Source organism: Vibrio sp. D401a, assembly GCF_030248515.1.
GTDB lineage: Bacteria > Pseudomonadota > Gammaproteobacteria > Enterobacterales > Vibrionaceae > Vibrio > Vibrio rotiferianus.
Genome location: NZ_JAHGAI010000008.1, coordinates 18,727 through 45,426 on the forward strand (window position 1 = coordinate 18,727; position 26,700 = coordinate 45,426).

General features: G+C 44.0%; 24 protein-coding genes. 13 read left to right on the forward strand and 11 right to left on the reverse strand.

Features of this window, described 5'->3' with window-relative positions:
• Nucleotides 1–91: 91 nt before the first annotated feature.
• Nucleotides 92–997: a LysR substrate-binding domain-containing protein gene (locus KIV41_RS04345; protein WP_010451883.1), complete on the forward strand. Its 906-nt coding sequence runs from the start codon at nt 92–94 to the stop codon at nt 995–997.
• Nucleotides 998–1,285: 288 nt separating this feature from the next.
• Nucleotides 1,286–1,765, forward strand: coding sequence for a DUF1097 domain-containing protein (locus KIV41_RS04350; RefSeq protein WP_045385212.1), 480 nt, complete (start codon nt 1,286–1,288; stop codon nt 1,763–1,765).
• A 140-nt stretch (nt 1,766–1,905) separates the two neighbouring features.
• Here the strand turns inward: KIV41_RS04350 and KIV41_RS04355 are convergent, their stop codons facing one another.
• Entirely contained in the window at nt 1,906–3,540 is a 1,635-nt protein-coding gene (locus KIV41_RS04355) for a DUF2813 domain-containing protein (RefSeq protein ID WP_285335759.1), read from the reverse strand.
• 274 nt (nt 3,541–3,814) lie between these two features.
• On the opposite strand from KIV41_RS04355, the gene KIV41_RS04360 reads away from it, so the two are divergent.
• The 3 genes from KIV41_RS04360 to KIV41_RS04370 all read left to right on the forward strand — a co-directional run bounded on the left by KIV41_RS04360 (nt 3,815) and on the right by KIV41_RS04370 (nt 7,577).
• Nucleotides 3,815–5,557, forward strand: coding sequence for a bifunctional UDP-sugar hydrolase/5'-nucleotidase (locus KIV41_RS04360; RefSeq protein ID WP_285335760.1), 1,743 nt, complete (start codon nt 3,815–3,817; stop codon nt 5,555–5,557).
• Nucleotides 5,558–6,086: 529 nt separating this feature from the next.
• Nucleotides 6,087–7,106, forward strand: coding sequence for a TerC family protein (locus KIV41_RS04365; protein ID WP_038884051.1), 1,020 nt, complete (start codon nt 6,087–6,089; stop codon nt 7,104–7,106).
• 279 nt (nt 7,107–7,385) lie between these two features.
• Nucleotides 7,386–7,577, forward strand: a complete 192-nt coding sequence (locus KIV41_RS04370; protein WP_010451858.1) for a hypothetical protein — start codon at nt 7,386–7,388, stop codon at nt 7,575–7,577.
• Nucleotides 7,578–7,677: 100 nt separating this feature from the next.
• Here the strand turns inward: KIV41_RS04370 and KIV41_RS04375 are convergent, their stop codons facing one another.
• The 5 genes from KIV41_RS04375 to KIV41_RS04395 all read right to left on the reverse strand — a co-directional run bounded on the left by KIV41_RS04375 (nt 7,678) and on the right by KIV41_RS04395 (nt 13,584).
• Nucleotides 7,678–8,583 (reverse strand): homocysteine S-methyltransferase family protein, encoded by a 906-nt coding sequence (locus tag KIV41_RS04375; RefSeq protein WP_285335761.1) that lies wholly within the window; start codon nt 8,581–8,583, stop codon nt 7,678–7,680.
• A 171-nt stretch (nt 8,584–8,754) separates the two neighbouring features.
• Nucleotides 8,755–9,312, reverse strand: coding sequence for a PhnA domain-containing protein (locus KIV41_RS04380; protein WP_010451854.1), 558 nt, complete (start codon nt 9,310–9,312; stop codon nt 8,755–8,757).
• Between the two features lie 258 nt (nt 9,313–9,570).
• Nucleotides 9,571–9,780 carry a YgdI/YgdR family lipoprotein gene (locus tag KIV41_RS04385; RefSeq protein WP_010451852.1) on the reverse strand — a complete coding sequence of 70 codons (210 nt, stop codon included), beginning with the start codon at nt 9,778–9,780 and terminating at the stop codon, nt 9,571–9,573.
• A 136-nt stretch (nt 9,781–9,916) separates the two neighbouring features.
• Nucleotides 9,917–12,313: a VolA/Pla-1 family phospholipase gene (locus KIV41_RS04390; RefSeq protein ID WP_285335762.1), complete on the reverse strand. Its 2,397-nt coding sequence runs from the start codon at nt 12,311–12,313 to the stop codon at nt 9,917–9,919.
• A 20-nt stretch (nt 12,314–12,333) separates the two neighbouring features.
• A complete protein-coding gene (locus KIV41_RS04395) occupies nt 12,334–13,584 on the reverse strand; it encodes an outer membrane protein transport protein (protein WP_285335763.1) in 1,251 nt (416 codons plus the stop codon).
• A 412-nt stretch (nt 13,585–13,996) separates the two neighbouring features.
• Here KIV41_RS04395 and KIV41_RS04400 point away from each other — a divergent pair, with 412 nt between their 5' ends.
• On the forward strand, nt 13,997–15,025 hold the full coding sequence (locus KIV41_RS04400; protein ID WP_285335869.1) for a site-2 protease family protein: 1,029 nt from the start codon (nt 13,997–13,999) through the stop codon (nt 15,023–15,025).
• Nucleotides 15,026–15,098: 73 nt separating this feature from the next.
• On the opposite strand, the gene KIV41_RS04405 is transcribed toward KIV41_RS04400, so the two are convergent.
• Nucleotides 15,099–15,884, reverse strand: a complete 786-nt coding sequence (locus tag KIV41_RS04405; RefSeq protein ID WP_138942430.1) for a M48 family metallopeptidase — start codon at nt 15,882–15,884, stop codon at nt 15,099–15,101.
• A 195-nt stretch (nt 15,885–16,079) separates the two neighbouring features.
• Between KIV41_RS04405 and KIV41_RS04410 the strand changes: the two genes are divergently transcribed.
• From KIV41_RS04410 to cutA, 5 genes are all read left to right on the forward strand, one after another.
• Entirely contained in the window at nt 16,080–16,514 is a 435-nt protein-coding gene (locus KIV41_RS04410; RefSeq protein WP_038883062.1) for a hotdog fold thioesterase, read from the forward strand.
• A gap of 17 nt (nt 16,515–16,531) precedes the next feature.
• The gene (locus KIV41_RS04415) at nt 16,532–16,765 is read left to right on the forward strand and encodes a DUF3389 domain-containing protein (protein WP_285335765.1); all 234 of its coding nucleotides are present in this window, start codon (nt 16,532–16,534) and stop codon (nt 16,763–16,765) included.
• Between the two features lie 79 nt (nt 16,766–16,844).
• Complete coding sequence (locus tag KIV41_RS04420) at nt 16,845–18,551, forward strand: SgrR family transcriptional regulator (RefSeq protein WP_285335766.1); 1,707 nt, start codon at nt 16,845–16,847, stop codon at nt 18,549–18,551.
• The gene (locus KIV41_RS04425; RefSeq protein ID WP_285335768.1) at nt 18,535–18,786 is read left to right on the forward strand and encodes a hypothetical protein; all 252 of its coding nucleotides are present in this window, start codon (nt 18,535–18,537) and stop codon (nt 18,784–18,786) included. Before KIV41_RS04420 ends, KIV41_RS04425 begins: the two co-directional genes overlap by 17 nt.
• Nucleotides 18,787–18,795: 9 nt before the next feature.
• Nucleotides 18,796–19,128, forward strand: a complete 333-nt coding sequence (cutA, locus tag KIV41_RS04430; RefSeq protein ID WP_045385244.1) for a divalent-cation tolerance protein CutA — start codon at nt 18,796–18,798, stop codon at nt 19,126–19,128.
• Here the strand turns inward: cutA and KIV41_RS04435 are convergent.
• Nucleotides 19,090–19,686, reverse strand: coding sequence for a DUF2238 domain-containing protein (locus tag KIV41_RS04435; protein ID WP_071234496.1), 597 nt, complete (start codon nt 19,684–19,686; stop codon nt 19,090–19,092). The two genes, cutA and KIV41_RS04435, sit on opposite strands and share 39 nt — an antisense overlap.
• Nucleotides 19,687–19,909: 223 nt before the next feature.
• Here KIV41_RS04435 and KIV41_RS04440 point away from each other — a divergent pair, with 223 nt between their 5' ends.
• A complete protein-coding gene (locus tag KIV41_RS04440; protein WP_285335769.1) occupies nt 19,910–20,749 on the forward strand; it encodes an isopenicillin N synthase family oxygenase in 840 nt (279 codons plus the stop codon).
• A 113-nt stretch (nt 20,750–20,862) separates the two neighbouring features.
• Nucleotides 20,863–21,483, forward strand: a complete 621-nt coding sequence (locus tag KIV41_RS04445) for a DNA-J related domain-containing protein (RefSeq protein WP_285335770.1) — start codon at nt 20,863–20,865, stop codon at nt 21,481–21,483.
• A 114-nt stretch (nt 21,484–21,597) separates the two neighbouring features.
• Here KIV41_RS04445 and KIV41_RS04450 read toward each other — a convergent pair whose 3' ends face one another.
• From KIV41_RS04450 to fabV, 3 genes are all read right to left on the reverse strand, one after another.
• Complete coding sequence (locus KIV41_RS04450) at nt 21,598–23,253, reverse strand: ABC-ATPase domain-containing protein (protein ID WP_285335771.1); 1,656 nt, start codon at nt 23,251–23,253, stop codon at nt 21,598–21,600.
• 72 nt (nt 23,254–23,325) lie between these two features.
• On the reverse strand, nt 23,326–25,236 hold the full coding sequence (locus KIV41_RS04455) for an EAL domain-containing protein (RefSeq protein WP_285335772.1): 1,911 nt from the start codon (nt 25,234–25,236) through the stop codon (nt 23,326–23,328).
• 186 nt (nt 25,237–25,422) lie between these two features.
• Nucleotides 25,423–26,622 carry an enoyl-ACP reductase FabV gene (gene fabV, locus KIV41_RS04460; protein WP_088880171.1) on the reverse strand — a complete coding sequence of 400 codons (1,200 nt, stop codon included), beginning with the start codon at nt 26,620–26,622 and terminating at the stop codon, nt 25,423–25,425.
• Nucleotides 26,623–26,700 lie beyond the last annotated feature (78 nt).

Below are 26,700 nucleotides of genomic sequence, written 5' to 3' on the forward strand. Positions count from 1 at the left end.
AAGGCAGGTAAAATGAACCTCATTGCGTATTAGCGCATGTATTTTTGGGTTGCGAGAGTATGGGGAATACTCGCCAATTAGGGAGGACACTTTGCGCTACTCACTTAAGCAATTAGCGGTTTTTGACGCAGTTGCAGATACCGGCAGTGTAAGCCAGGCCGCGGATAAACTGGCTCTGACACAATCGGCGACGAGCATGTCGCTTGCTCAGTTGGAAAAAATGCTTGGTAGGCCTTTATTTGAAAGGCAAGGCAAGCAAATGGCTTTAACCCATTGGGGGATGTGGTTAAGACCAAAAGCAAAGCGTTTACTGCAAGATGCGCTACAAATTGAAATGGGTTTTTACGAGCAACACTTGTTGAGTGGACACATTCGATTAGGTGCGAGCCAAACACCTGCAGAACACCTAGTTCCTGACCTTATCAGTATCATTGATAATGATTTTCCTGAGATGCGTATCTCACTAGGGGTACAGAGTACGCAGGCTGTCATCGATGGCGTCTTGGATTACAAATACGATCTGGGTGTCATTGAAGGGCGCTGTGACGATAACCGTTTGCACCAAGAGATTTGGTGTCGTGACCACCTTACTGTAGTCGCAGCTTCTCACCATCCATTTGCACGTAACCCTTCGGTGAGCTTAGCTCAACTTGAACAAGCGAAATGGGTGTTGCGTGAACATGGTTCTGGTACTCGCAAGATTTTTGATAGCTCTATTCACCATCTTATTGAAGATTTGGACGTGTGGCGTGAGTATGAGCACGTACCAGTACTCAGAAGCTTGGTATCCAATGGGCAGTATCTAACCTGTCTGCCTTACCTTGATGTAGAACGCTATATTGAAGCAGGGGACTTGGTTGCGCTGAACGTACCCGATCTGAAGATGGATCGAACCTTATCGTTTATCTGGCGTGCTGATATGGCGGAAAACCCGCTTGTTGACTGTATTAAGCGTGAAGGATTAAGAATGATGAAAGGCAAACCTTCCGTTCTTTAAGTGATATCCAAAACAAAATGGTAGAATTTTGGAATTGGCTCTGCATTTTGTAGGGCCTTTTTTGTGATTTTCGCTCAATTCACTGCGTTTTTGTTATTTTCGAAATCTGTTGATTTATCGGTTGCGTCAAATTTAACGTGTAAAACATGCAACTTAGTAGGGTGTTAATGAGATCTTGATCACCGAACTCCTCGGTGGATATGCCTAGTATTGACTGCCTGATTTCAATGTATGAAGGCAGTTTTCGAACCATAACGGTACGAAACGAGCAAAGCGGGTAAGAATACCATGACCACACTTTTAGCAATTTCGATTACCACTGGCATTCTCTCTGGCGTATGGGGCTGGATCGCTATTTCCCTTGGCCTTTTATCTTGGGCGGGCTTTCTTGGCTGTACAAGCTACTTTGCATCCCCGACAAGTGGCTTGAAAGGGTTGGCAGAAAGCTTACTTACCAATATGACTGGCGTATTCTGGGCGATGGTTATCATCTATGGCTCAACATACGTGGGTTTAGAGATTATCGGTTACGTAATTACTGCTGTTGTTGCGTTCTTCATGTGTATTCAAGCTAAGCAAGCTTGGTTAGCGTACATCCCTGGTACTTTTATTGGTTCATGCGCGACTTTTGCTGCAGACGGCAATTGGCAACTTGTTGTGCCATCGCTGATCTTAGGTGGCGTATTTGGTTACTTAATGAAAGCAACAGGACTTTGGTTACATGCGAAATCAGCCGCTACTTCTTCGCTCGCTGAGCAAGTACAGTAGTGAACCCCCGATCTTATTTGTATCCGCTGTGTATTGAGACTTATCCCGTTCAATACAGTTAATCAAAATTACTGATTCTTGATACGAGCACACCAAATTGGTGTGCTTTTTTTTGCATGCTGTTTATTGATGGCTCATGACTAAGTGTTTCCGTTTGCCATCGTGACAACACGTTTAAGTGTCCAACGTAACAACACCGGGATGCACTCCATGCCTTTCTCCTCGCAATGAGCCACAATGGCTAAGGCTAAATCGGGCTTAGCGTGTTTTTTCAAGACGCGATTAACGACTTTTTTAGCGGGAATAGGGTGCTCATGAGGAACTTTGATGATGTCCTTAAAGAAAATTTCAAACCCATTGTTATATAGAAAGTGTTCGATATCGCGATCTGGTAGTTCGGTAAGGCGATGGCGCTCTTGGTCATGCTCTAGATGGGCTCGGACGGTATTAGCATATTTCTTACCGGCAGGATCGCCATCGGTGACAACATGCCAGTCGATTCCGAATCCCTGAGCGACTTTTATCAGTGACTTCAAACCAGATTGTGCAAATTCGACAATTTGAACGCCTTCTGCCGCTAAGTCATAACCACACTGTCGAGCGAGTTCATTGAATAGCCATACCTCTGTTTCACCTTCAACTAACAACCAGCAACGTGCAAATAGTGCTCCGGCCCTATGAAAACGAATATGAAAGCCAATCCTGCGTAGCTGATCGACACTGAATCGGTTCGTGTTAAGCGATCGAGCCACAGTTCGATCTGACAAACGAACCAAGCGACGGATAGATGCCAGAGGGACGGAACCGAGTAAACGAGCACTGTTCGTGGTTAGGATTTTTTGCATGGGTAGTAGTTGTAACAAGCCCCATGCCCTTGACAGGTGAGTGGGATGTAATCGACCTTCTGGATCTTCAATCGTCAGTATGGGTCTCGCACAACGTCTAAGGTCATTAGGCCCTTTTGCTTGAAGATAAGCGTTGAGCAACCCCATCAATAATAAACGTGTTTGCTTGTTATTCGTCTCTCTCAAAAACTGCGATAGCCCTTTTTCAGCGGAAGGACTCGCGTAGAAAAGGCCATCACGCGGTTTTCTAGGGTTACCTTTCTTCACACTGCGGAACGCAAAGTAGTGTTCCACTAATGTTTGCATTGAGTCTAAACTACTGCGAACTTCACCTTTATTTACGTGCCCTGGCATAGCAAACAGACGTCGACAAGTGTTATCAATCCGTTTTTCTATACGTGCGTTTTTACTATCCCCATTGACATGATTTTGTTGTGGGAAGCGGCGAGAGTCGCGAAGTCGAATGACTGGGTGTAAGGTCATTAACTCGACGGCTAACTTATCTGAATGATGCAGTTGTTTTGGTTCGCCATCACAATTTAAAAATGCGTATTTGGTCGTGATATTGTGCCCGTCGCGAGTTGCACTTAAACGGTAATAGATGACATGCTCGTTATCTTCATTAATGCACCAGGTTGGTTTTATTCGTCGATAACGTCCTGCATTTGCCTCGTGCTTATCTTGTGCTTTGAAACAGAGGATGATTTGAAGGTGTTGAGTTTGTGGGTGCGAAATCGCATAGTCGACATGAAAGTCGGTCATTTCAAATTGATAGAGCGAACCATCAGCGGGTAAGGCGAGAGACAAGGCGTCGAGTAGGGATGATTTCCCCCACGTATTCTCACCGATTAAAGTGGTCAGTTCGTCAAAAGAGAGTGAAAGGCGTTTAATGCCTCTAAACCCAGAGATTTCGATGCGTTCTAGTCTCATCTCACTCCTCCTTGCAATTATTTGAATTATCGAGAGTTCTTTTGCTTCCCCTAAAGCATATATTAAATTGATTTAGGCAAGTTAAGCTCAGTTCACAAATTTAAGAGCATTCACCCTATGAATACAGACCGTTTAGGCGTAGAGTCACTTTCAAACTTGTACGTCTAACGTGTGTTGATCACGTAAAAATGAAATAACTAATTCTCTGTTTCATAAAATTCATGATTCTGTCATGATTCAGTTCTAATAATTAAAAGGAATGAAAAGAGAGAAGATGACGATGAATAAAAATCATAAGCCAGTCAGAATCAAACTGGCACACATCAATGACACTCATTCCTACTTTGAGCCAACGTCATTACAGCTGAAACTCAATATCGATAACGAACGAACACTAGAACCTTACGTGAGCGCTGGTGGATTTTCACGTATTGCAACGCGCGTAGAGCAGTTACGCGACGACGCACAACGTCAAGGTCAGGGCATGTTGTTTCTTCACGCCGGCGACTGTTTCCAAGGTACGTTGTATTTTTCGTTATTCAAAGGCAAAGCAAACGCCGACTTATTAAACGCGCTAAACATCGATGCGATGGCTTTAGGCAATCATGAACTTGATATGGGTAATGAACCCGTTGCTCTGTTTTGTCAGCGTACCAACTTCCCTTTGCTTGCCGGTAACTGGGATTTATCGAATGAGTTGCCAACGAAAGATCACCGCATGGGCGATTGCGATAACGTATTGAGCTTCGATACTGGCACCCAAAGTGCGCAATATCTGGTGAAAGAGTTTCACGGAGAGAAAGTTGCCATCTTTGGTCTTTCTATCGACAAGATGAGCGACATTGCCAACCCCGATGCGGATACGCCATTCATCTCTGCCATTGAAACGGCTAGACATACTGTTGAACAAATTCATCAGGTGGGCATTAAAAACATCATCCTTTTAAGTCACTTAGGTTATGAAGGGGATTTAGAGCTTGCAGCACAAGTGGATGGCATTGGTATTATTGTGGGAGGCCATAGTCATAGGTTACAAGATAACTTTTCAGCTATTGGTTTAAGTGAAGATGATCCTTACGGCATCCAAGTAAACGATACTTATGTTGTACAAGCTGGTTATCACGCATTAACCATGGGTCACTGTGTGCTTGAGTTTGATGAAAACGGCAAAGCAACCATGTTAAGTGGTCAAAATGAGCTATTGCTGGGACGTCGCATTTTCTGGGACTCAACGTTAAACGAGCAGTTAGACCAAGGTGTGTTTGAAGAGGCATGTGATTTTATCCACGGTCAACCAAACGTGGTTGTCTGCAAAAAGCATCCAGAGACACAAGCGATCTTAAGTGATAAATACATACCTAGAGTGCGTAAACTTCAATCACAAGTGATTGCCAACGTAGCTGAGAAGAAACGTCATGTTCGGATTCCTGATGAATTTGGCGGAAGTGAACTTGCTCCAGCAGTCGCACATTCTTTTTTGTACGCGCTAAACAAGCGGGGACATAAAGTTCAGTTCGCTATTCATAACGCGGGAGGAGTGCGTACATCTCTCAACCCGGGAAATATTACCGTGGCAGATGTTGCCGGACGATTGTTGCCATTTGCCGTTCCGATCGGTTGTTATGAGGTGCAAGGAAAAGCCGTTCGCTTGGCATTGGAAGGCGCAATCAATAACGCCCTGAATAACGGTGTCGAAGGAACGGGTTCAGGTAGCTACCCTTATACGCATAACTTAAACTTTGAATACCAAGCAGAGGCACCGAAGGGGCAACGCGTTAAAAATCTGGAGGTTTTCGATGGTAGTCGTTGGTGTGAAATGGAAGATGAGTCTTGGTATTGTGGCGCTTCTTCTGCATACACCATGAAGGGTAAAGAGGGCTATGAAGCGTTGCTCAATATGAAGGATGAAGGCTTTGTTAGCAATCTTTCCATGGCAGATTGCTTTATCGAGTTACTGACGGACCAACCGAACTGTTTGAACCAAAGTCACAAACTTTACTCCCAGAGAAACCAATGACATAAATTGGTATCTTTTTTGCTCAAGTGTTATTGCACATGCGAGTAAGAGGAAGAGAGTATGTGGAATAGCGATTGGGCTGATGCAGCGGTTGTTGTTGCGTGGGTTACTGTTTGGTCAACACTGGTTTACTTTGTACCACTAACGGGTTTATAAAGACCAAGCATTCAGAAAATTAGGAGCACGTATGTGCTCCTTTTTTACGTTTGAATCTTTTAGAATTCATGCTGTTGATAAATTGTTCTCAATAAAATACTGTATTTTTATCGATAACGATTTTTTGTTGGAGATCCCTCCGAGCAGGCGTATGATGGCGGCGTTTGGGGAGTAGTTAGCGCAAGTTTATTTATCGTCATCTCGTTAAGCATCAGCTTATCCGGTAAATAAAGGTGTCACCTGATTCGTCACGTGATCACTTCAACGAGACCAACGCATTCATTGATTAGCAGACACATGGGTAATGTGACTGCTGGTTTGTATTGTTTGCGGAAGGTCAGCCCGAATAATGTCCTTCCGCATGGGAGGAAGCATGTCTCTTATCGAAAATACCACCCAATTAACCCAGTCTGTTCCACTGCAAGAATCACTGACAATGTACGGTGTGTTCGGTCTATTTACCTTGGTTTTAGTCGCACTTGATATCTATCAGACTCGTGGCGGCGTGATTACCATGAAAAAGGCAATTGGCTGGAGTGTCTTTTGGTTCTTACTAGCGTTTGTCTTTGCAGGCTCTATCTATTTCTTCTGGGATTATTACGCGCCACACAGCGTGTATGGTCACGAGAAAGCAACGATATCATTCTTAACAGGTTACTTACTTGAGAAGTCATTAAGCGTTGATAACCTATTTGTATTTGCGATTATCTTTGCGCAATACAAGGTGCCAGAGCATTTGCGTCCACGTGCTCTATTATGGGGCGTGATTGGTGCACTTGTACTACGTGCGATTATGATCGGAGTTGGTGCTCAGTTACTTGCACAATACCATTGGGTACTTTACCTATTCGCAGCGTTCTTAATTTGGACTGGTATTAAACTAGCGCGAGATAAAGGCGAAGAAGAAGAGGTTAACCCGTACCCAGAGCAGTTCATTCGCAAATTTTTACCGGTGACAGATGAGTATCAAGGAAACCACTTGCTGCTGAAACAAGCGGGTAAGTGGGTCGCGACGCCGATGCTGATCGTTGTTGGTGTGATTGCGGTGATGGACGTAATGTTTGCTTTGGATTCGATCCCTGCAATCTTTGCAGTAACGCGTGAACCGTTCTTGGTATTAGCAGCTAACGTATTTGCTCTGCTTGGTTTACGTTCTCTGTACTTTGTACTTCAAGCGATGTTGGACAAGTTTGTGTACCTAAAACCAGCTCTATCTGTAATCATGATGTTCATTGGTACGAAAATGCTCTTGGTGGGCACACAATACGAAATTCCAACGGTTTGGTCACTTACGTTCTTGGTGACGGTAATGACAACTGCAGTTATTGCTTCTATCTATAAGAACAAAACAACCAATACAGTTAGCGTTAAAATTACTAATCAAAATCCATAGTGATTTTGTAAAATCCTAAACATTAGGAATAATTGTTAGTTAAAATAATGTTACCAAATAACTTGGATTTACAGGCGTAAATCCAAGTTATTCAACAATAGATATGCCAATCTGCATAAGCATGCATTTGATTGGGTTTTGTATTTCAATGATTTGTAATGAGTTTGTTTTATAAGAAAAACTAATCTGAATTACCAAATTTTGTCATTTTTTGCTCAGAGAAAAAATGACTAATATACAACCAACGAAACAAATTACTGCTTTTAAAGAGAGGCAATCATGGCACAAGCAATGCAAATGACAAATGTAGCTTTACCAACCTCTATGGATAAGAAGACCTACTCGGTTAACTTCAAAGGATTGATTGCTCACCTATTAGACATTCTTTTCGTAGATAACTCTGCACCGCGCAGTTACTACGCAGAAGACTTGTCTTCTCATATTCAGAAAGACATCGGTATGTACCGTTAATCTGACTGGAAAGCGAATTGAAAATGCCGGCTTCATCGCCGGCATTTTTGTATCTGAAATCTACACTTCCACTAAGGAATAGTGCGGACTAGCTTTGTATTTAAACGGAACTTTTCCAATCTGACAGAGCTTTGATGTGCTCTGGCCCTATGCCGCAGCATCCACCTATAATGGTTGCCCCTTGTTCGTGCCATTCTTGCGCAAAAGTTAAGTATTCCTCTGGTGATAGTTCTCGCATTGATTGTAATGCGCTGTTCGCTTCGTGTTTAGATTTGATAGCGGTGAAGTTGTTCGCGTACACCCCAATTTCAATATCGAGCATGTGTTGGTCTAAAACCGCCTTGGTGTCACTGACGGCTTTTGCCATCACTTCAGGTACCGAGCAGTTAAAGTAAATGGTGATGGGATTTTTTGTGCGCCCACTTTGTGCCAGACATTCAATGGCTTGAATAACGGTTTCCCCAGAGCGTAACAACGCGGTTTCTAATGAGTCATCATTAAGAGAAAAGGCGTACGCAGTAGGTTTGACACTGTTTTCGAAGACTTTTTGTAAGCACTTTAGCTCTTCTAGGCTGCAGATGGTCTCTGCTAACCAAAGGTCAACATAATCTTCTTGAGCTTCATACAAAGTACGGAAAATGACTTCGCCTTGTTTAGGTTCGAAAAGGTCAGGGCGATAGCTACCAAATGCAGGCGGTATGCAGCCCGCTACTCGAACAGGTTTCAGCGACTTGTCTGCACATTCACGCGCAATTTGCGCGGCAAAGCGTGCTAAGTCACTGCCTTTCTGATCGTAAAGAGCTTGTCCAAGGTGGAATGGCACGCAGGCATAACTGTTCGCGATGATGATTTCAGCGCCAGCTTGAATGAAGTTATTGTGCGCTTGGTAAACGAATTCTGGCGATTCAATTAGAGCTTGTGCGCTCCAAAGCGGTTGAGAGAATGGGGCGCCCATGCGTTTTAGTTCACGTCCCATGCCGCCATCAAGGATGGTTAACTTCTTCATACTATAATCCATCTTATTTTTTCCTTCTCGAACATTAATCGAAAATGGATGAGATCGAAAGCAACCAATTTAGGAGATTACGCGGGAAGGAAGAAAGACAGGGGAAAGAAGGAACACAGAAACGAAAACGGGGTTCCGATTGGAACCCCGTCAAACAAAGTAATGTTGAGATTACTTCTTACGGCAGTATTCTGCGATCACGTACATTGACTGACCGCCGTTTGCCTTACCTGAAACAAGTTTAGGGTCGTCACCAAGGCTGATACCACGAATAACAGTACCTTGTTTGATTACTTGGTTAGTACCTTTAACTGGTAGGTCTTTGATTACTGTTACATCGTCACCTTTCTTAAGTTCAGTGCCGTTGCAGTCAACAGTTTTGTCGTCAGCAGACATACCTTTCATAGCCCAGTTCATTTGCTCTTCTTCCATGTACATCATGTCAAGAGCATCTTGAGCCCAGCTTTCTGTGTTTAGGCGAGTAAGTTGGCGCCATGCAGTTACTTGTACTGCTGGAACCTGACTCCACATGCTGTCGTTTAGGCAGCGCCAGTGGTTAATGTCTTTAGGATCTTCGATCTCACCATGGCACTTATCACAAACCATGATAGCGGTATCAACTGTTACGTTACCGTGTGGTGGTACCGCGTAAGCAGTTAGTTGAGATTCAGAAGAACACAGTTCACATTTTGACTCGCAGCGAGCAAGCAGAGTAGCTTCGATAGACATAAGGACTCACCTTAGTAATGTTTTTTGGGTGGCGGTATTATCCACTTTATCCTGAGAAATAAAAGGGTGTTAGAGAATTAAAGGCGAGATTTTACAATATTCCAACCTGAAAGGAGCGAAGATGTAAAATATTGGCTAAACAAATAATATATAGAATATAAATAATGATGCTAATTGTTTGAAGTGATGAATTAATCGTATTGATAAACCACAAAAAAGATAAGATAACGCCTCCCAATTTCTCAGAAGGCGAGAGGTTTAGCGTTCTATTATTTGTACTATCTCATCTTTCGAAATACTCATTTCTTTGCCGTCTACATCCTCATACTCATACATCCCAGTTTCTTCATTTAAATCTGGTTTTCCGTATGAGGTGATCATTTTCCCTTCATTTGTAGACATGAGATATTGGCTACTACCACAAGCCACTAAAAGAACAGCTGTCACTATAACGGCTAAAGCTCGCATAGAAGTTTCCTTGTGTTAAGTTGGTGAACTACGATAACTCTTCAAATATAGCAGAGGCAGTGAAAAGGACTGCTTGTTGAAAGAAATAAAAACGCCCAGCCAAAAGACTGGGCGCTTAATACTCATCGATGACGCTCTATTTTAGTACTGTTGTATTCGTAACAGTGGATAGAGAGTTGTCTTTAATGAAGTCAGCATTTTGAGCCTGCATTTCAAAGTAGTACGGTTGTTCAATCGTCGTTAGCGGCACAGCAAAGGTGCTGTGTTTACCATCGCTACCAAACTGAACGAAGCTCGCACCGCCGACAACGCTTGTATCGGATGCATTGACCACTTTCAGCCCTAGCTTCGCTGCGAGTGGTTGAGTACCAGCAAAAGGAGCGCCAGGGACGCTGTTTGGTACGGTGTCATCACCTTCGACTTGAGCCATGTAGAATGGCGTTGATAAGGTACCATTTGCAGTTAGATCACTGACGTTGCTAAATGGGTCAACGGTGTCTAAAGCTGTCTGTGCTGCATAGATAAATGAGCTAAACCCAGCACTTAAAGCGGCGAGCTGTTCAGGGGAAGCTACCGATTCAAATGTCTCATAACATGCTTTGTCTTCTATATCTGCACAACTTGCGTCTGCATAGCTTCGATAGTCAGCTGATGCAGCATACGCTAAGTTATGTTTGATTTGTGGACCATAGCTTGCTGAACCAAGTAGCAAATTGCCAATTTGTCCGCCTGAATTAAATAGTGACGCGGAGCTAAATTTATACAGAGCATCAGCTTGGTCTGAGCCCAGCGTATTGTTTGCAGCAGCGACGGTAGACGCACCAACAATGCCACCAAGTGAGTGACCTAGCATCTTCACTTGCGAGCCCGTTAGAGGGTTAAAACCTTGAAGAGGGCCGCCAACGAATAACCCACCTTGTGCAGATACAACTAAGCTAGCTCGAAGGCCAAGTACGTCAAGAATACTTTGACGAAGGTTGTCACGTGCTACCGCGAGGTTAGACAGGTTTAGGTAAGCCAGTACATCCGCATTTGCTGAACGTTGGTCATCTAGGCTACGAGTACCGTGGATTGGCAGGTCAATGGCGATAACGGCGACACCTTCTTTGACCATGTTGAACGCAAAGCCATACGCGTTCTCTTTTGCTGAAGTAATACCGTGCTGATAGATAACAACGTCTTTTGCCACAGAATCCGCAGGAGTGAATAGTAACACTTCAACATCTTCAACTGACTTAACCTGTGGTACTGGTGAATAACGCGTAATAAGGCGCTCTTCATCCAACTGCTGACCGTTAGAAAGGTGTAGCTCGGTACCAACAAGCTTGAGCTGTTCATTCACATCAGTAGCAAGTTTAGTCGGGTCAATACCAAGTTCTAACAGCGATGCAAGAATGGCCGGGTCTTCAATAGAACCACTTACTTTAGCCAAGCTTGGCATTGCCGATTCCATCGGCTGCATGTTCCAGTTTGTACCTTGCTCTAGATAGTGAGGCAGGCGAACCACGCCTTGAGTAACATTGACGTTAGCACCAGACATCGCATACAACCCTTTAATCGCCTGTTTTAATTCAGGAGAAGAAGAGAAGTATTTATCGAAATCCTCGTCGTTATCAAATGCAGTAATAAAATCTTGAGTTTGCCCCAGAGATAGTGTGTAAGCGGTCGATAGTTCAATCCCCGTTTCCGCTGGGTCGTTTTTATACAGGGCGTTAAGTGTGTTTGCACCGGTAGCGAAGCCTGTTGCAGTTACACCTTTTACTGCTGCAAGCGTATCCCCAACAGATTGAGTGCTAAACCATGAAGAGTAAACAATATCGGTAGGGTTAATGTTCGCTAAGCCAGCTTGAGTGGCTATGCCAAAGATACCCTCAATGCCAGTTGTTGCCGCTTGTACGAGTGCAAGATCACCCGTTTCGTACTTAACTTCTTTAGACTTGGCGACCGCGTAGCTAGAAGAGGTGCCGATAGGATCTCCGTTTACATCATTGACTTCTTGTGTCACCGCGAATACATACTCGCTTGATTCGTCAAGAGCATCTGCAAACTGAATGTATAGAGAGTTACCATTTGCTTGAACGACAAAGTCTTGGTTGATAGTCAAGACTTCAGAGATAGGGTTTGAAGCACCGTCCCAGTCAGTCAGGCGTTGATTAATTTTAATCACGCTAACACCAGATGCTAGCATACCTGTAGCAAAACCTTCGCCCTTGAAGTTTAGTACGACAGGCATAGTGGTTGACCAACCATCCATCGTATTCATTGCAGCGCGAGGATTTGTTAGCTGATCATCGCCATCGGTAGGGATCGCAAGTGTACCGTCGCTCGAGTCCATTAGTAGGAATGACGGGGCAGGGACATCTGCGTTTGCTCCTTGAAGGGTAAAGCTAATTTCGGTGTTTCTATCCAACAGCGCTTGCACTGCAGGTTCAAATGTGACGGTTTCAGACGTGCCTGAACTTGATGTGTTATCACCACAACCAGCAAGAAGGATTGCAGAACAAAGCAGTGATAGTTTAAATGTGTGTTTCATTGGTTTACTCCGTTATCCCATTACTTGAAGGTGTAGTTCATCTGTACTGCACTGATGTATGCACTACCTTCTGAGTCGAACGTGATTTCTTGATCTGCAGCATTGGTTTCTTTGAAAGAACCAGACTTACTTTTCACGTAGGCAAAGCCTGCATCAAATGTCAGATTTTCTTTCATTGCGTAAGTCACACCAGCGCTGTACCAAAAACGATCGCTATCAGGGATACTCAGTGTTGCTTTACCTGCTTGCTCGTCAAATGCGATACCTGCGCGCAATGTCCATTCAGAGTTCAATGTGTATGTGCCACCAAATGAGTAACGGTTGTTGTCTTCGTACTTCTCTGGTTTGTAGAAGCATTGACCAGCAACACCATCGTTACATTGCGGACTTGTTGCTTTTAGCTCCTCGAAGGTGCTCCAGTCAGTCTGTTGCCATCCGTAATGGATAGCCCACTGTTCAGTAAGTTGGTGGAATGCAGATAGCTCGATGATAGAGGGAAGAGAGATTTGTAAACGACCATCTACTTTTGCGGCTGAAGCGATACCTGAATCGTAACTACTAAATTCACCTTCATCGAAGTCTAGGTCTACCTTGGACCGGTAGCCGAAACCAAAACGGTTGTTTTCATCCAGCTCGTAGAGACCACCGATATTCCAGCCCCAAGCAATGGTATCACCTTCCATTCCGATGAGGTTGTCAGACTTTTTGCTACCAGGGCCAAAAAGAGGAGCTAGCGAACCTTTGTGGCGAGTGAGCTCAGCATGGGCGTAGACAAGGTTAATACCACCACCAATACTGAATTGTTCATTAATTCGGTAAGCGATATTTGGGTTAATATTTACTGATAGCAGAGATGTGTCACCGGCCATATCGCCTGCAGAGATATCATTCGGATAATCTGTTGCAACACCATAAGTCGTAAACATGCCAATACCCCACGCCCATTGCTCATTGATTGGGCTGATGTAGTAAGCAGCTGGAACAATTTGTAGTGGAGCTACGTCGTCAGCGTGTTCCTTGTGGTAGGTGTCATAAACATTTACTTCAGGGTCAACGATAGATAGTGCACCTGAAAACTGAGCCTCTTTAAAAAGTGTCATCGCAGCCGGGTTACGCGCTAAAACGCTTGCGTTATCCGCAACCGCGCCTTCACCTGAAAATGCTCTACCAAGACCAGATGCCGAGTGTTCAGCAACCTGAAAGCCCGCAGATTGGGCATTACACGCAAACAATATTGAAATTGTAAGCAGAGAGCAGTGCTTCTTGTTCATCCTTGACCCTCCTAGGGTGTCATTATGTTAGACCGAAGTCTTTGTATTTGTTGTATGCCTTTTACACCAGTTGCTGTCGGTTAGAATTACAACTGCAATGTAAATATAATGTTAATTGTATGTTTATTAACTTGTCAAAGATCAGACGTATATTGCGTTTTAAATTTGATGCATAGGTCAAACCGCAATTAATAAGGCCATGTATTATGGTGATATTTTTATAAAGAATGGTATGACCAGAGTTGTTTTGCGAATCTTATGATTAAAAGCTAATCAAATACGTGTTGTTAACATGCTTTTCGTTCGATGCCATTGCAGGCATAATTCGCACTTTGTGTTTATCGCATTGGAAATCGCGTTGGAATTACTACACATTGAATTTTTAGGAAAGTCGCTCAGGCTTGAAGGCTCTATGGCTGGTTGGCAACAACTGTTTTGGGATAACACCTTGGTGTCGCAGATTGCTGCGAGCGATGATGACTCAGGCAAGACACAGCATGAGTTCAAGCTCACTGCTGGAGAGGACGTTTTACATTGCCAATTGAGCTGTGAACTAAACTGGCAACCATTTGATTTTAAGTATCAAGCGACAGTAAATGACTCACTGGTTGTCGAAGGGACTCGTGACGAAAAAGACATCGAACGCCAAGTACCGGTCGAACCGCCACCGGCAGAAAAGCGTTTTAGTCTCATTGGTATTGTGTCGCTCGGCATGAAAGCGTTGAAAAGCGCGAAAGTCATTAAGGTGGCGTTAGCCTCTGCAAGCCTTGCGGCATACTCATGGCTGTTTTCGATTGAGTTCGCTCTCGCATTGGTGGCGTGTTTAGTTTTTCACGAATATGGTCATATCCGAGCAATGAAGTACTTTGGTATGAAGACCAAAGGCATTTATCTCATCCCATTTTTAGGTGGCTTAGCGCTAAGCGACGAAAAGATAAACACACGTTGGCAAGATGTGGTTATCTCCATCATGGGCCCGTTCTTTGGGTTAGTCCTCAGCATTCTATTCACCGTCTTGTATTGGATGACAGGGGAGATGATCTTTGCGGGCCTTGCTGTGTTTAACGCCTTGTTAAACCTCTTCAACTTGCTGCCGATCTTGCCGTTAGATGGCGGACATGTTCTTAAAAGTATCACCTTTTCAATGAATACATGGATTGGTTTGGCAGGGAGTATTGTCACGGCTTTGCTCGGCATCTACATCAGTTACACTTTCGGCTTAACGTTGCTTGGTTTCTTGCTATTGATGGGGATGTTAGAGGTGGTAATGGAATGGCGAACTCGACACCACAGTCATTTACTGCCATTAACCCGATATGGTCAACTGTTCTCGTTTGCTTGGTACTTGGTTTCTGTCGGTGGTTTTGTCGCCATTATTTGGTATTTTGCAGGGCTTGGGGATAGCTTACTCAGTTTGCCACTGCAAATTCTTGGGACCTAGTCATAAAGCGTTCGTCAAAAAAAGCTCCGTGAATGGAGCTTTTTTATTAGAGTTCGGGGTGCAGTGCGTCAAACTAACTGCACTTAGGTGCCTTTACGTTATAAGCTGGCAATGTGTTGATCGTAGCCTGTAGGTCTTTGATACGAGTACTATGCGAAGGGTGAGTTGAGAAGAACTCAGGAGGCTGCTCACCGCCAGCTTTACTCATATTTTTCCAAAGGTCGATACTTTGATTTGGATCGAACCCAGCTTTGGCCATGTAACCCAAGCCAACAATATCAGCTTCAGATTCCTGTGTGCGACCGTACGGTAGCATGACACCATATTGTACACCAAGGCCTAACGCGGCCATGGTTGCTTGCTGGTATTGCTTGTACTCAGAAGCGCCAATAGCGACATTTGCTAGAGAAAGCCCAGCATTGGCGAGTTGGCTCTGAGAAAGACGCTCATTACTGTGGTCTGCTAAGACGTGTGCGACTTCGTGACCAATAACAGTGGCGAGTTGATCTTGATTTTTTGCAACTTTCAATAAGCCTGTATAGACGCCTATTTTCCCGCCAGGTAGCGCGAATGCATTAACTTGGTCACTATCGAATACAACGACTTCCCAATCTTTGAATCCCGCTTGAGGTGGGATAGTGTCTGTGATGCGTTTTGCGACACATTGTACGTAAGCGTTGGTCTTTTTGTCTTTGCTGATCGGGATCTCTTTCTTCATCTGATCAAAAGAGTTGGCACCTAAGGACGACATCTCCTGATCAGAGAACATGAGTATTTGATTTCGACCGGTCGGCGAAGCACTACAGGCAGTGAGACCGACGAGCGAAAAAAGAACAGACGCTTTGATCCATGTCTTCATAATGGGCTCCATATACAAATATTTTTTGTTTTGAAGCAATAGTATAACGCTTAGTGAAGAAACGTTAAGTCATTATGTGGATTACATTTAGAGTTGTGTTTCGTCTTGAAGTCAGGATGCGTTCAGGACTATGCTAGACGCACTTTTAAAAGAAACATCAACCGGTGCAAGACTGGGTAAAACAAGAGCAAACAAATGAGTATTTGGAAAAAGCCGATCGATCTGGACATTCTTAACGCAACGTCAAAAAATACTATGATGGAGCACCTACAAATCATCTATACCGATTTTACGGATGACTCGCTTACTGCGACTATGCCTGTTTGTAGTTTTACTCATCAGCCTCTTGGCATGCTTCACGGTGGTGCGTCTGTAGTATTGGCTGAAACGTTAGGTTCGCTTGCCGCAAACTTTAGCGTAGGTGAGGGCAGTTACTGTGTTGGTTTAGACATCAATGCAAACCATGTTCGAGCTATGCGGAGTGGACATGTTATTGGTACTGCAAAGCCCGTCCACCTTGGTGTTTCAACTCAGGTATGGCAAATTGAAATCACCGATGAACGTGGTCGATTAGTCTGCACCAGTAGATTAACAATTGCTGTTAAACACCAGAAAGAAAAGTCAGTGTAAGAGAGAAGACAGCGAAGATGGTTATAGAATTTTCTCTTGGAAAAATTATAGCAACGCAGCGAGAAATCGTCATTAAACTGAGCGGTAATGGAATGGTTACAATGCAAGCTCAAACCGATGCTATTCAATTACTTGGTCGCGGTGCAAACGTTGTATTGGCAAATGGAGCGGAAAGTAAATGGTCGATCAAACTCGACGCTGAAGATCAATTACGCCAACTGGCGCAAGAAATTGGCATCGACATTCAATAATTTGCACGTCTGAGTTTGCACTTTTTGCAAAAAATGAGGAAACTTAGTTTATCGTTATGAAAACTAAAATTTCCTCTTTATGAGTAGCCCTCGTTTACGTGTTCAGTTCGAAACACTGTTTGAAAAATTCTCTGGTAATGACACGGAAGTTCAACTCGAAGACATTACCGACGCGCTTTTCTGTACTCGCCGAAATGCTCGAATCGTCCTCAATAAATTAGAGGAAGAAGGGTGGATTGAGTGGCATCCTGCCGCTGGTCGAGGCAAGCTCTCTACACTCATTTTTAAACGTAATCGCAGTGATGTTAGCGAGAACCTTGCACGCCGTTACTTAGATGAAGGCAAGATTGGTCAAGCGTTGGAAGCGTTAGATAATGACGCTGCCAAGCTTACCCAAGTTATTCAAGGTTACCTTGGCCTCCAACATCGTCAAGGCGAGCAAGTGGTACGTTTGCCGTATTACCGACCACTCTCTATGTTAAATCCGCAAAAGCCGATGCGTCGGTCTGAGCAGCATATTGCCCGCCAGGTATTCAGTGGTTTAACCAAGCTCGATGACAACGAACAACTTCAACCTGACTTAGCGCATTATTGGGAGGCGCTGTCTGATACTCACTGGCGTTTTTATCTCCGCCGTGGTGTACGTTTTCATAATGGTGAATTGCTCTCCACTGACTGCGTCATTGAAAGCATCAGTGCATTAAGTGAACTGAACCTTTTCTCTCATATCGAAAAAGTGGTTTCACCTGAGCCTTGGACGGTGGATATCCATCTGGTTCGCCCAGATAAGTACTTACCGCTCGCGCTGAGCGAATCACAGGCGAAAGTGCTGTTATCCAAAACCCTTCGTTCAGAGGAGTTTGATAGAAAACCCGTGGGCACCGGGCCATTTCAAGTGAAAGTGAACGATGACAAGCGTTTAATCCTAACGGCGTTCGATGGCTATTTTGGACTACGTCCGTTACTTGACCAAGTGGAGGTGTGGGTCATCGATGAAGCGTATTCGTCGATGGTGTACCCAAGCTTAACCAAGCCGCAAATGGATAAACAAGCTTCTACCGACGAAGTTGAGCTCGATCCTGGGTGTACTTTCTTACTACTAAATAAAAATACAGGTATCGCTAAAGATCCGCGATGGGCTGAATTTCTAAGCCAAACGTTAAACAGTTACCAAGTATACGCTCATGTGCCTCAAGACAAAGTCATCGAGCTGGGGGTGCTTCAAGCCTTTGGTCTGAAACCAGGATGGATTGATCTCAGACCAAGTTCAATGGGTGAGGTACCTCAAAAAGACAAGGCCATTTGCGTGGCCTACCAAAAGAAACATCCGATGTTCCCTGTTATTGCAAAAGCAATCAAAACCTTACTTAAACCCTATGGGGTTGACGTTGAGTTCATCCGATATGATACGCAGCCACCGTCACCAGAGGCAGTGGATGTTTGGATTAAAGCTATGGGTATAGCGACTAACCGTAACGATGCTTTAGCAGGTTGGTTATTGGATTATAGCGACATCGACAAGTTTAGTGTTGGTTACGATTTCTCCCGCTGGGCGGGGCTGGTGGACCAATGGCGAGCTGGTCAACACAGTGATTTTCCAGCTCGTGAGTTAGGTAGACAGCTTGTGAAAAGTTGCCAAGTTATTCCTATGTTCCACTGTTGGCTAGGAGTAAATAAAGATCACAGTGGTGCGCTACAAAACGCCAAGTGTAATGCCCTTGGATGGTTTGATTTCAGCAACGTATGGGTAAAACCAAAAATAGAGAAAGATGGCGAAACCAAATAAAAAGCAACCAACTAAGACGGTTGAGATATATTGCGCGAAATGTAAAACACAGTTGTTTAAATATCGTAAAGGTGGCAAAGGCGCGCTGGTGAAATGCTTCAAAGAACGCATTGTTGAAGACTTCACTAATACGCCTTGCAGTTGCCCAGGTTGTGAACAAGAGTTTGCAAGAGATACGTTAGTACGAGGAACACCTGCCTACAAAATGATTGGTGGCAAGGTAACGATGAAATAAGAGTCAGTTATGAGCGAACAACATGAATACTGTATGGTACTGAGCACTGCTGGTTCAGAACAGAATCGAGACGAAATCATTAAAGGTTTGTTAGGAGGCCAGCTTGCTGCGTGCATTCAAACCATGGCGATTGAAAGTCACTACGTTTGGAAAGGTGAGGTGTGCAGCGACAACGAATGGTTGTTGATCATCAAGACGCGAAAAGATCTTTACGCGTTAGTTGAGGACAAAATAAAAGACCTGCACGAATATGAAGTGGCTCAAATCGTACAGGTCCCAATAGTAGAAGGCTTTAACCCTTATCTAGAATGGCTTCGCCAATCGACGTTGAGTTGTCAGTAAAAACAGTGACACTATTGCACCCATGGTGTCACACAGCATGTCTTTCTGGGCATCCCAAATATCACCTTGTGATCCTAGGAAGGCAATACCCTCATCACCACCAGCGATTGCTGCATACCACCACTCAATGATTTCGTAGCCAGCTGCGAGTGACATAATCGCAAACAACGCAAACCAAGATGCAAAGCTAGCGCTGATCTTTTTCTTATTAATCAGATACTCAGCAATAGGGTAGGCATACAAGCCGATAGAGAAGTGCGCAACACGGTCAAAGTTATTACGTTCAGAGCCAATTAAGTTATTAAACCAATCGAAAGGGACTTCCGCGAAGGTATATTTGGCACCAATCGTGTGAAGGCAAAGCCAAATAAACATCAGCACATAAGCGGTGTTACTAAACTGGTAACGGATAGAAAGAGCCCAAATAGCGATAAGAATGCCGATGGCTGGGACGATTTCCGCAAACCAAACCGCGCGAGAGCTTGGTTCTAGGGCTGAGAACAAGAAAACGATAGCGTAGAAAATGGTCAAACCCAACAGGGTGGAAGTACTTTTCATACAGAAATTGATCCTTCAATTGAATACTGAGTCTATGATTACACTTAATTGTACAGTGTGCAATTAATAATTTTAACAGAGAGATGATTACTTTTTATGTTGATATATTGGCAAACTGCTCAACAATAAAACGTTTGCGCGTAAACATTTCATTAAAGTTTGATTTACAACATACCCATCCATAGAATTCACCGTTCAGTCTAATAAAAAAAGAAGTTAAGTCATGAAACTGGAAACTGTCGATTATCTTGCTGACGACGCTGCTCAACAGTTCGTCACCTCACTGCGCGAAACGGGCTTTGGTGTACTTAAAAACCACCCAATCCCTCAAGAGCTAGTTGAGTCTATTTACAAAAATTGGTACGAGTTTTTTTGCTCAGAGCAAAAGAACGATTTCCACTTCAATGTTGAAACACAAGACGGATATTTTCCTCCATCAGTTTCTGAAGTCGCTAAAGGTCATTCCGTAAAAGACATCAAAGAGTACTTCCATGTGTACCCTTGGGGTCAGATGCCTGAGCAATTAAAAGAAGAAATCTTAGAGTACTATGAGCGTGCAAATGCATTTGCTCAAGAGCTGCTTGGTTGGGTAGAAGAATACGCACCAAAAGAGGTGCAAGCTAAGTTTTCTATTGCACTTTCTGAAATGATCAACAACAGTGACAAGACGCTTCTACGTGTGTTGCATTACCCACCAATGACAGGTGAAGAAGAGCCAGGCGCTATCCGCGCAGCAGCTCATGAAGATATTAACTTATTGACGGTTTTGCCTGCTGCAAATGAGCCGGGCTTACAGGTGATGAGTAAAGAAGGTGAGTGGTTAGACGTGCCATGTGACTTTGGTAATCTGATCATTAACATCGGTGACATGCTGCAAGAGGCGTCGGGTGGTTACTTCCCATCAACGACGCATCGCGTGATCAACCCAACTGGCGGCCGCCAAGAGAATTCTCGTATTTCTCTGCCGTTATTCCTCCACCCTAAACCAGATACAGTTCTTTCTGAGCGTTACACTGCGCACAGTTACCTGATGGAACGTTTGCGAGAGCTAGGCGTTATTTAAGCTAACGAGATCTTGCTTCAAAAGGCTGACAGTATATTACTGTCAGCCTTTTTGTATTTATGGTACAAATTGACTAGCTTTAATAACAGGTACTTAAAACGGTTAGGGGATTCATGGACGAGCAATGTAACGTTTGCCAAAACAGCCAGCAATACATGGAAAACCCATTGTTATGGCCCATTCTAGAAATCCTCAAAAAGCAACCTTCGGACTGGAAGGTGCACACACTCGCGCAGGAGCTCAGTGAGCACGGTTACATTCCTCAATTGGATTCATCTCCAGATAAAGACTTGTTTAAACGTAACTTCTTACTGATGAACGCGCTTTTTCAGCTACAAGAAACATTATACCCCGACGGCTGGCTGCAAGTTGAAGCAATGAATATTGTCCTGATGTCGGCCATTGAAGCCTCTCGTCACAGTATCGATACCAACGATCCTCTCAGAGAGTATTACCTTGATTGGAAAAATTACGAAGCTAATGAAGGTGAGGTACGCAGGCTGCTTAATGAATTCTGGAGTCGATACCAACGTTATATAGGTGGAAACTCATCTTCTGATTTAGACCGCGCCAAGGCGCTGAGTTTATTTGAGTTAAGTGCAGATGCTACTAAAGTAGAAATACGAAAGCAGTGGCGCAAACTCGCACTACGTTGGCATCCAGACAGAGATAATGGGGATTCAGAGCGCTTTCGGGTTTTATGCGATGCATGGAATGTTTTACGTAATGGATGATAGGTTTTTCGTTACGACGTAACAAGTTGAGCTTATTTGTGATACTCCCCAATCTACTTCAAACAAAAAAGGCAGCGTTCTATCGCTGCCTTTTACTATTCGGGTTGCTCAGTATTAACGAGAAGGTTTGAACTGAGACTTACGCATGCGGTTTAGCGCAGCCATCACATCAAGAGTACGTGGCTTCGCTAGATCACCTTGTTTTGGTAGCGTAGCGTACCACTCACCAGACAGCATCTCTTCGATTTCTTTTGCTGGGTGGTTACACCAACCTGGTAGCTGTGCGATTTGGAACCATAGCCAACCAATAGTATTTACTTCATCAGCCGACTCAAGTTGCTCGAGAGCACTTAGGTCAGTGAACTCTTTACCGAAACGAAGAGAGTCTTTACCTTTTGCACTTACTCGGAACTTACCGTCGGTCAAAATGTTCATTAGTGCTAAGCGGTTTAACGCACGAGGACGGAACATTTGTAAGCTTTCTTCAGATTCGTTATGACGTTGAGTAGGGTGCTGTGCAATGACTTGTTTTGCTTTTTCTGTCACATCTACGGCTTGGTAATCGTGCATTTGGATTACTGTGTCAGCTACGTCTAGATAATCACCAGAACCGCCCATAACGATGATAGTTGAAATTTCGAGCTCATCGCGCAGCTGGCCAATTCGGTCAACAAGCGGGGTAATAGGTTCATCGCCTTTAGCGACCAACGCCTGCATACGTTCATCACGAATCATAAAGTTGGTTGCTGAGGTATCTTCATCGATAAGCAGTGAACTTGCGCCTGCTTCAATAGACTCTTGCAGCCAAGCAGCTTGAGAGGTTGAACCTGAAGCGTCTTGTGTAGAAAAATCTGCCGTATCTTTACCCATTGGTAAATGGTTGATGTAGTTCGACAGGTTCAAATGATGAACACAGCGACCATCTTCAGCGCGAATCTTCATCGCATTAGCGTCAGTAACGATGTACTCACGGCCATCGCCAGGAATGTGATCGTAGATAGAGCGCTCAATCGCATTCAATAGCGTTGATTTACCATGGAAGCCACCACCGACAATCAGTGTAATACCTTTAGGAATGCCCAAACCAGTCACATAGCCTTTATTTGGCGCATGCAGTGTTACTTGCAGTGACTCTGGAGCTTTGAATTCCACTGCGTCTTTCATTGGTAAATCACAGTTACCTGCAATACGAGGAAGTACACTACCATTAGCGACGAAAGCAATAAGGTTATTTACTTCCAATTGCTCGCGCAAAGCGGCTTGGTCTTCTACAACTTTACAGTGTTCAATCAAAGCTTCTTTGTTAAGTTCACGTTCAAGTGTTGCACGACGAACGAATTTCGGTAAGTAGAAGGTTAGAATGTTATTGGCTTTCTTACCTAAAACAGAACGACCTTCAGCAGGTAGGTTTACGCGAAAACGAAGTTCGATGCCTTCCTCAGTAAAGAGCACAGCTGTATTATCTAGAACCGTTTGACCGTTAAGTGCAATAGAGACTGCATTTTCTTGTTTTGCAAACTCATCAAAGCTGCGAGCAATGAAATCGCGTGCTGCACGTTGGAATGCCGGAGATTCATCTTTTAGCCATTCAAGACCGGTTAAAGACCAAGCGCGAGTAGCACGTAGGCGAGAAGCAGAAGCATATGGGTCACCTTGTACATAGTCGATGTACAAATCGAAATCACTAAAGTCGTACTGACCTTTGATTTGTTGGTATGCGCGGTAGTTCTGCTTTTCGATTTTCTTAAGCGTGGCAGTCAACTGATCCATGAAGATAATGGCCTTTTTATTGGAAGCGGGCGGGGATTATAGAAACCACCGCTATCAGAGTAAAGAAAATGCTTAGGAAGAATAGTGGTATTGACCACCTAATAGGTTTTGATTAAACAAACTTTGCTCAAATTCATTGCAAGGCATGGGTTTACCATATAAAAAGCCTTGCCCGATATCGCAACCTTCTCCAATTAAAAATTGCTCTTGCTGATGGGATTCGATCCCTTCGATGACCACTTGAAGTTCGAGCTTTTTAGCAATGTGAATGATCGAACAAATAATGGCTCTGTCATCGTCAGATTTTTCCATTTGTTGCACAAAACTCTTATCGATTTTTATCGCGTCGAAAGGGTATTTCTTCAAATAACTGAACGATGCGTAACCAGTACCAAAATCATCAAGTGACAATGTCACGCCTAGTTTATGAAGCTTATTCAGTGTGTTGCGTGCGACAACTTCGTCGGCAATGAGCGCGCTTTCCGTGACTTCCAACTCGAGGAAGTGCGCAGGCAAATGGAAGGTTTCCAGCAAGTGCTCAATCTGCTCGGCAAAATTAACATTCTGTAGCTGAATTGGAGAGACGTTCACGGCTATCTTAAAGTTGTCTACCAGTTCAGACCATTGCTTCGCCTTGTCGATAGCGGTGCGAAGAACAAACGCACCCACTTCAAATATCAATCCATTTTGTTCTGCCATATGGATTAAAGCTTCATTTGAAACATCTCCGAGCACTGGGTGTCGCCAACGTAACAAAGCTTCTGCACCAATCCACTTGTGCGTATGGGGCAGCACTTTAGGTTGGAAGTACAACATTAGGTCGTCATTACGCACGGCTTGAAGTAAATAGCTTTCTAATTGGTTATGGTTATTGAGGGCCTGGGTGTGACTCTCACAGAAGTAACTGAATGACTCACCGGATTCTTTACATAACAGCATTGCGTAACAGGCATTCTGTAGCAACTGTTTTGCGTAACTACTTTTACTTGCCTGAACAACGCCAATATAAGAATGTAGGTGGACTTCGCTCTCATTGATATAGAAGTTACCGACACTAATGTGAGTAATGTCTTCCAATAGGTGCTGAACTTTTGATTCGATGTTCTCACCCGAAACAACAATCACCAAGTCGTTAGAGCTGGGTCTTCCTGTAATGAAATAACTTGACTCACTGTGGCCGAGGCGGAAGCGAAACTCTTTAAGCACTTCGTCAAAGGCTTCGAACCCATACTTTGTCTGAATGCTGCGCGCGTTACTGAAACCGATGTTAAGGACGACTAAAGATTCTGTGTCGTGATTCATTGCACTCAGCGTATCATCTAAGAGCGCTTCAAGGGCCCCACGATTCAAAAAACCAGTCCCTTGATCATGAGTTTGTTGGTAATCCACTTGCTTCTCAGCGGCTTTGCGGCGGTCAATTTCTTTGGTCAATGAGTAACTGAGTTGGGCAAGGTCCGTCGTCCGGTTTTCTACCCGATGTTTAAGTTCATTATTCAATCGCAATAGTTTGTGTTGCTGAAAAACAACAGCGAGTTGCGCTTCAATGGATTCTTTAAACGTGCTTAATAACTCACGATAAGTGTCGGAATATTGATTCTCTTGTGTGTCGAGCATACAGATGGTGCCAAAGGTTTCACCGTTTGGCCAATAGAGTGGTAGGCCACAATAAGAAATCATTCCTAGTTTAATATCTGGGTTATCTTGCCATTGCTCATCAAGCAGCGCGTTAGGTACGTTTAGCTCGCGCTTATTTTCAATGACATGCTCACAATACAACCCGTGCCCAAGCTCTTCTTTATCCCCGACGCGATAGGGGTTCTCCGGTGTTTCGCTGGCAGTGTTCACCTCAATGTGCTCTGGATGGACACGCATTATCAGTGTCGTTGGCACATCGGCGATGCGAGCTAAAAGATTGACTATGTTTTGCCAACTCTTTCGCATTGATTTTGGGATTTCATAATCTAGTGTTTGAAATGTTCCCATAAGGTCATCCTTTCCCTTAAATTCACGTCCTGTGAAAAATACATTTTGTTGTTTTTATTGTTTTAGCTTTTTACCACTTGTTTTATATAAGTATAGGGGGGACGGGTTCTGAAACAAAAAAAAGTCCTGAAAACGTTTCAGGACTTTGAAATACTGCGCACTATCTCAGTAGTGAGACTGAAGAAATTAAGGTTTTAGCGCCTTCAATGTCTTCATAGAAATGCTTTGTGAATAGTCGACATCTTCAAAGTTAAAGCCATTTAGCTTCATAAACTCATCTTTAAAGCCTTCGTAGTCACCAAGATCTTTGAAGTTTTCCGCATTCATTTGCTCTAATAATAGCGACACTTCTCCTTGTACCTGAGGATCGAGTTCAAGATCATCAATACGAATCAAACGCTCACCATCGACGGGTACTTTTTCTTGGTCATACAGTTTAGTCGTAAATAGGCGCTGCATTTGTTCTATACAGCGTTCATGCGTGCCTTTTTCTTTCATCACTCGGTATAGAGCAAGCAGGTAAGGGCTTAGTGCTGGTATAAAAACACTAGCCTTGGTCACCAGAGCTTTACATACGGTTGCGTACGCGCCGCCTCCAAAGTTTGCCATCTTGATATTGAGAGCGTGGCTGGTTTGATGAAGATCGACTTTTGCGCGACCCAGAGTGCCATCAAGGTAGATAGGGTGGGTTACTTCTGGTCCCATGTAAGAGAACGCAATAGTTTTGCAGCCTTCTGCCACCGACTCGGAGTTGATTAGTGCGTCGATCCAGCTTTCCCAATCTTCGCCACCCATAACTTTAATCGTTGCTTCAGCTTCTTCTTCGGTTGCTGGTTCAAGCGTTGATTCAACCCACTGGTCGTTCTCTAGCATGATAGATGCACCAGTGACGGACTCGCCAATTGGCTTAATGACACTGCGCCAGAACTCGTCAGATCCTGCTTTAGGGCGAATACCTGTTGCTAAGCTATAAATCACTAAATCGACTTCACCTTCAAAGTAAGTTTCGATAGCTTCAATTACTTGGCTACGAACAGTATCGGAAAATGCGTCGCCGACGATATTTATGGCGGTACGGCCGTGATGAATGGCTTCTTCTTTGAAGTAAATATTGTTGTACCAACCCGCGCTACCAACTCCTTTATCAGAAGGGCCTCGTTCGAACGAGACTCCGATAGTGTCGGCTTCTGCACCGCCAAAGGTGAGAGCGATGCGGGCTGCTAAACCGAAACCGGAAGAAGCACCGATGATCAAAACACGTTTGGGGCCTTTTTTGATTTGTGGTGCTTGTTGTACGTAATCGATTTGCTCTTTGATAGAAGCTCGGCACCCATACGGATGTGCAGAGCGAGCGACAACACCTTTAATTAACGGTTCTATTTGCATTGTTATTATCTGACCTTGGTGAATAAGATACCGCTCAGAGTAACGTAAAGTTTGGTAAAACTTATTGAGCTAGACCAG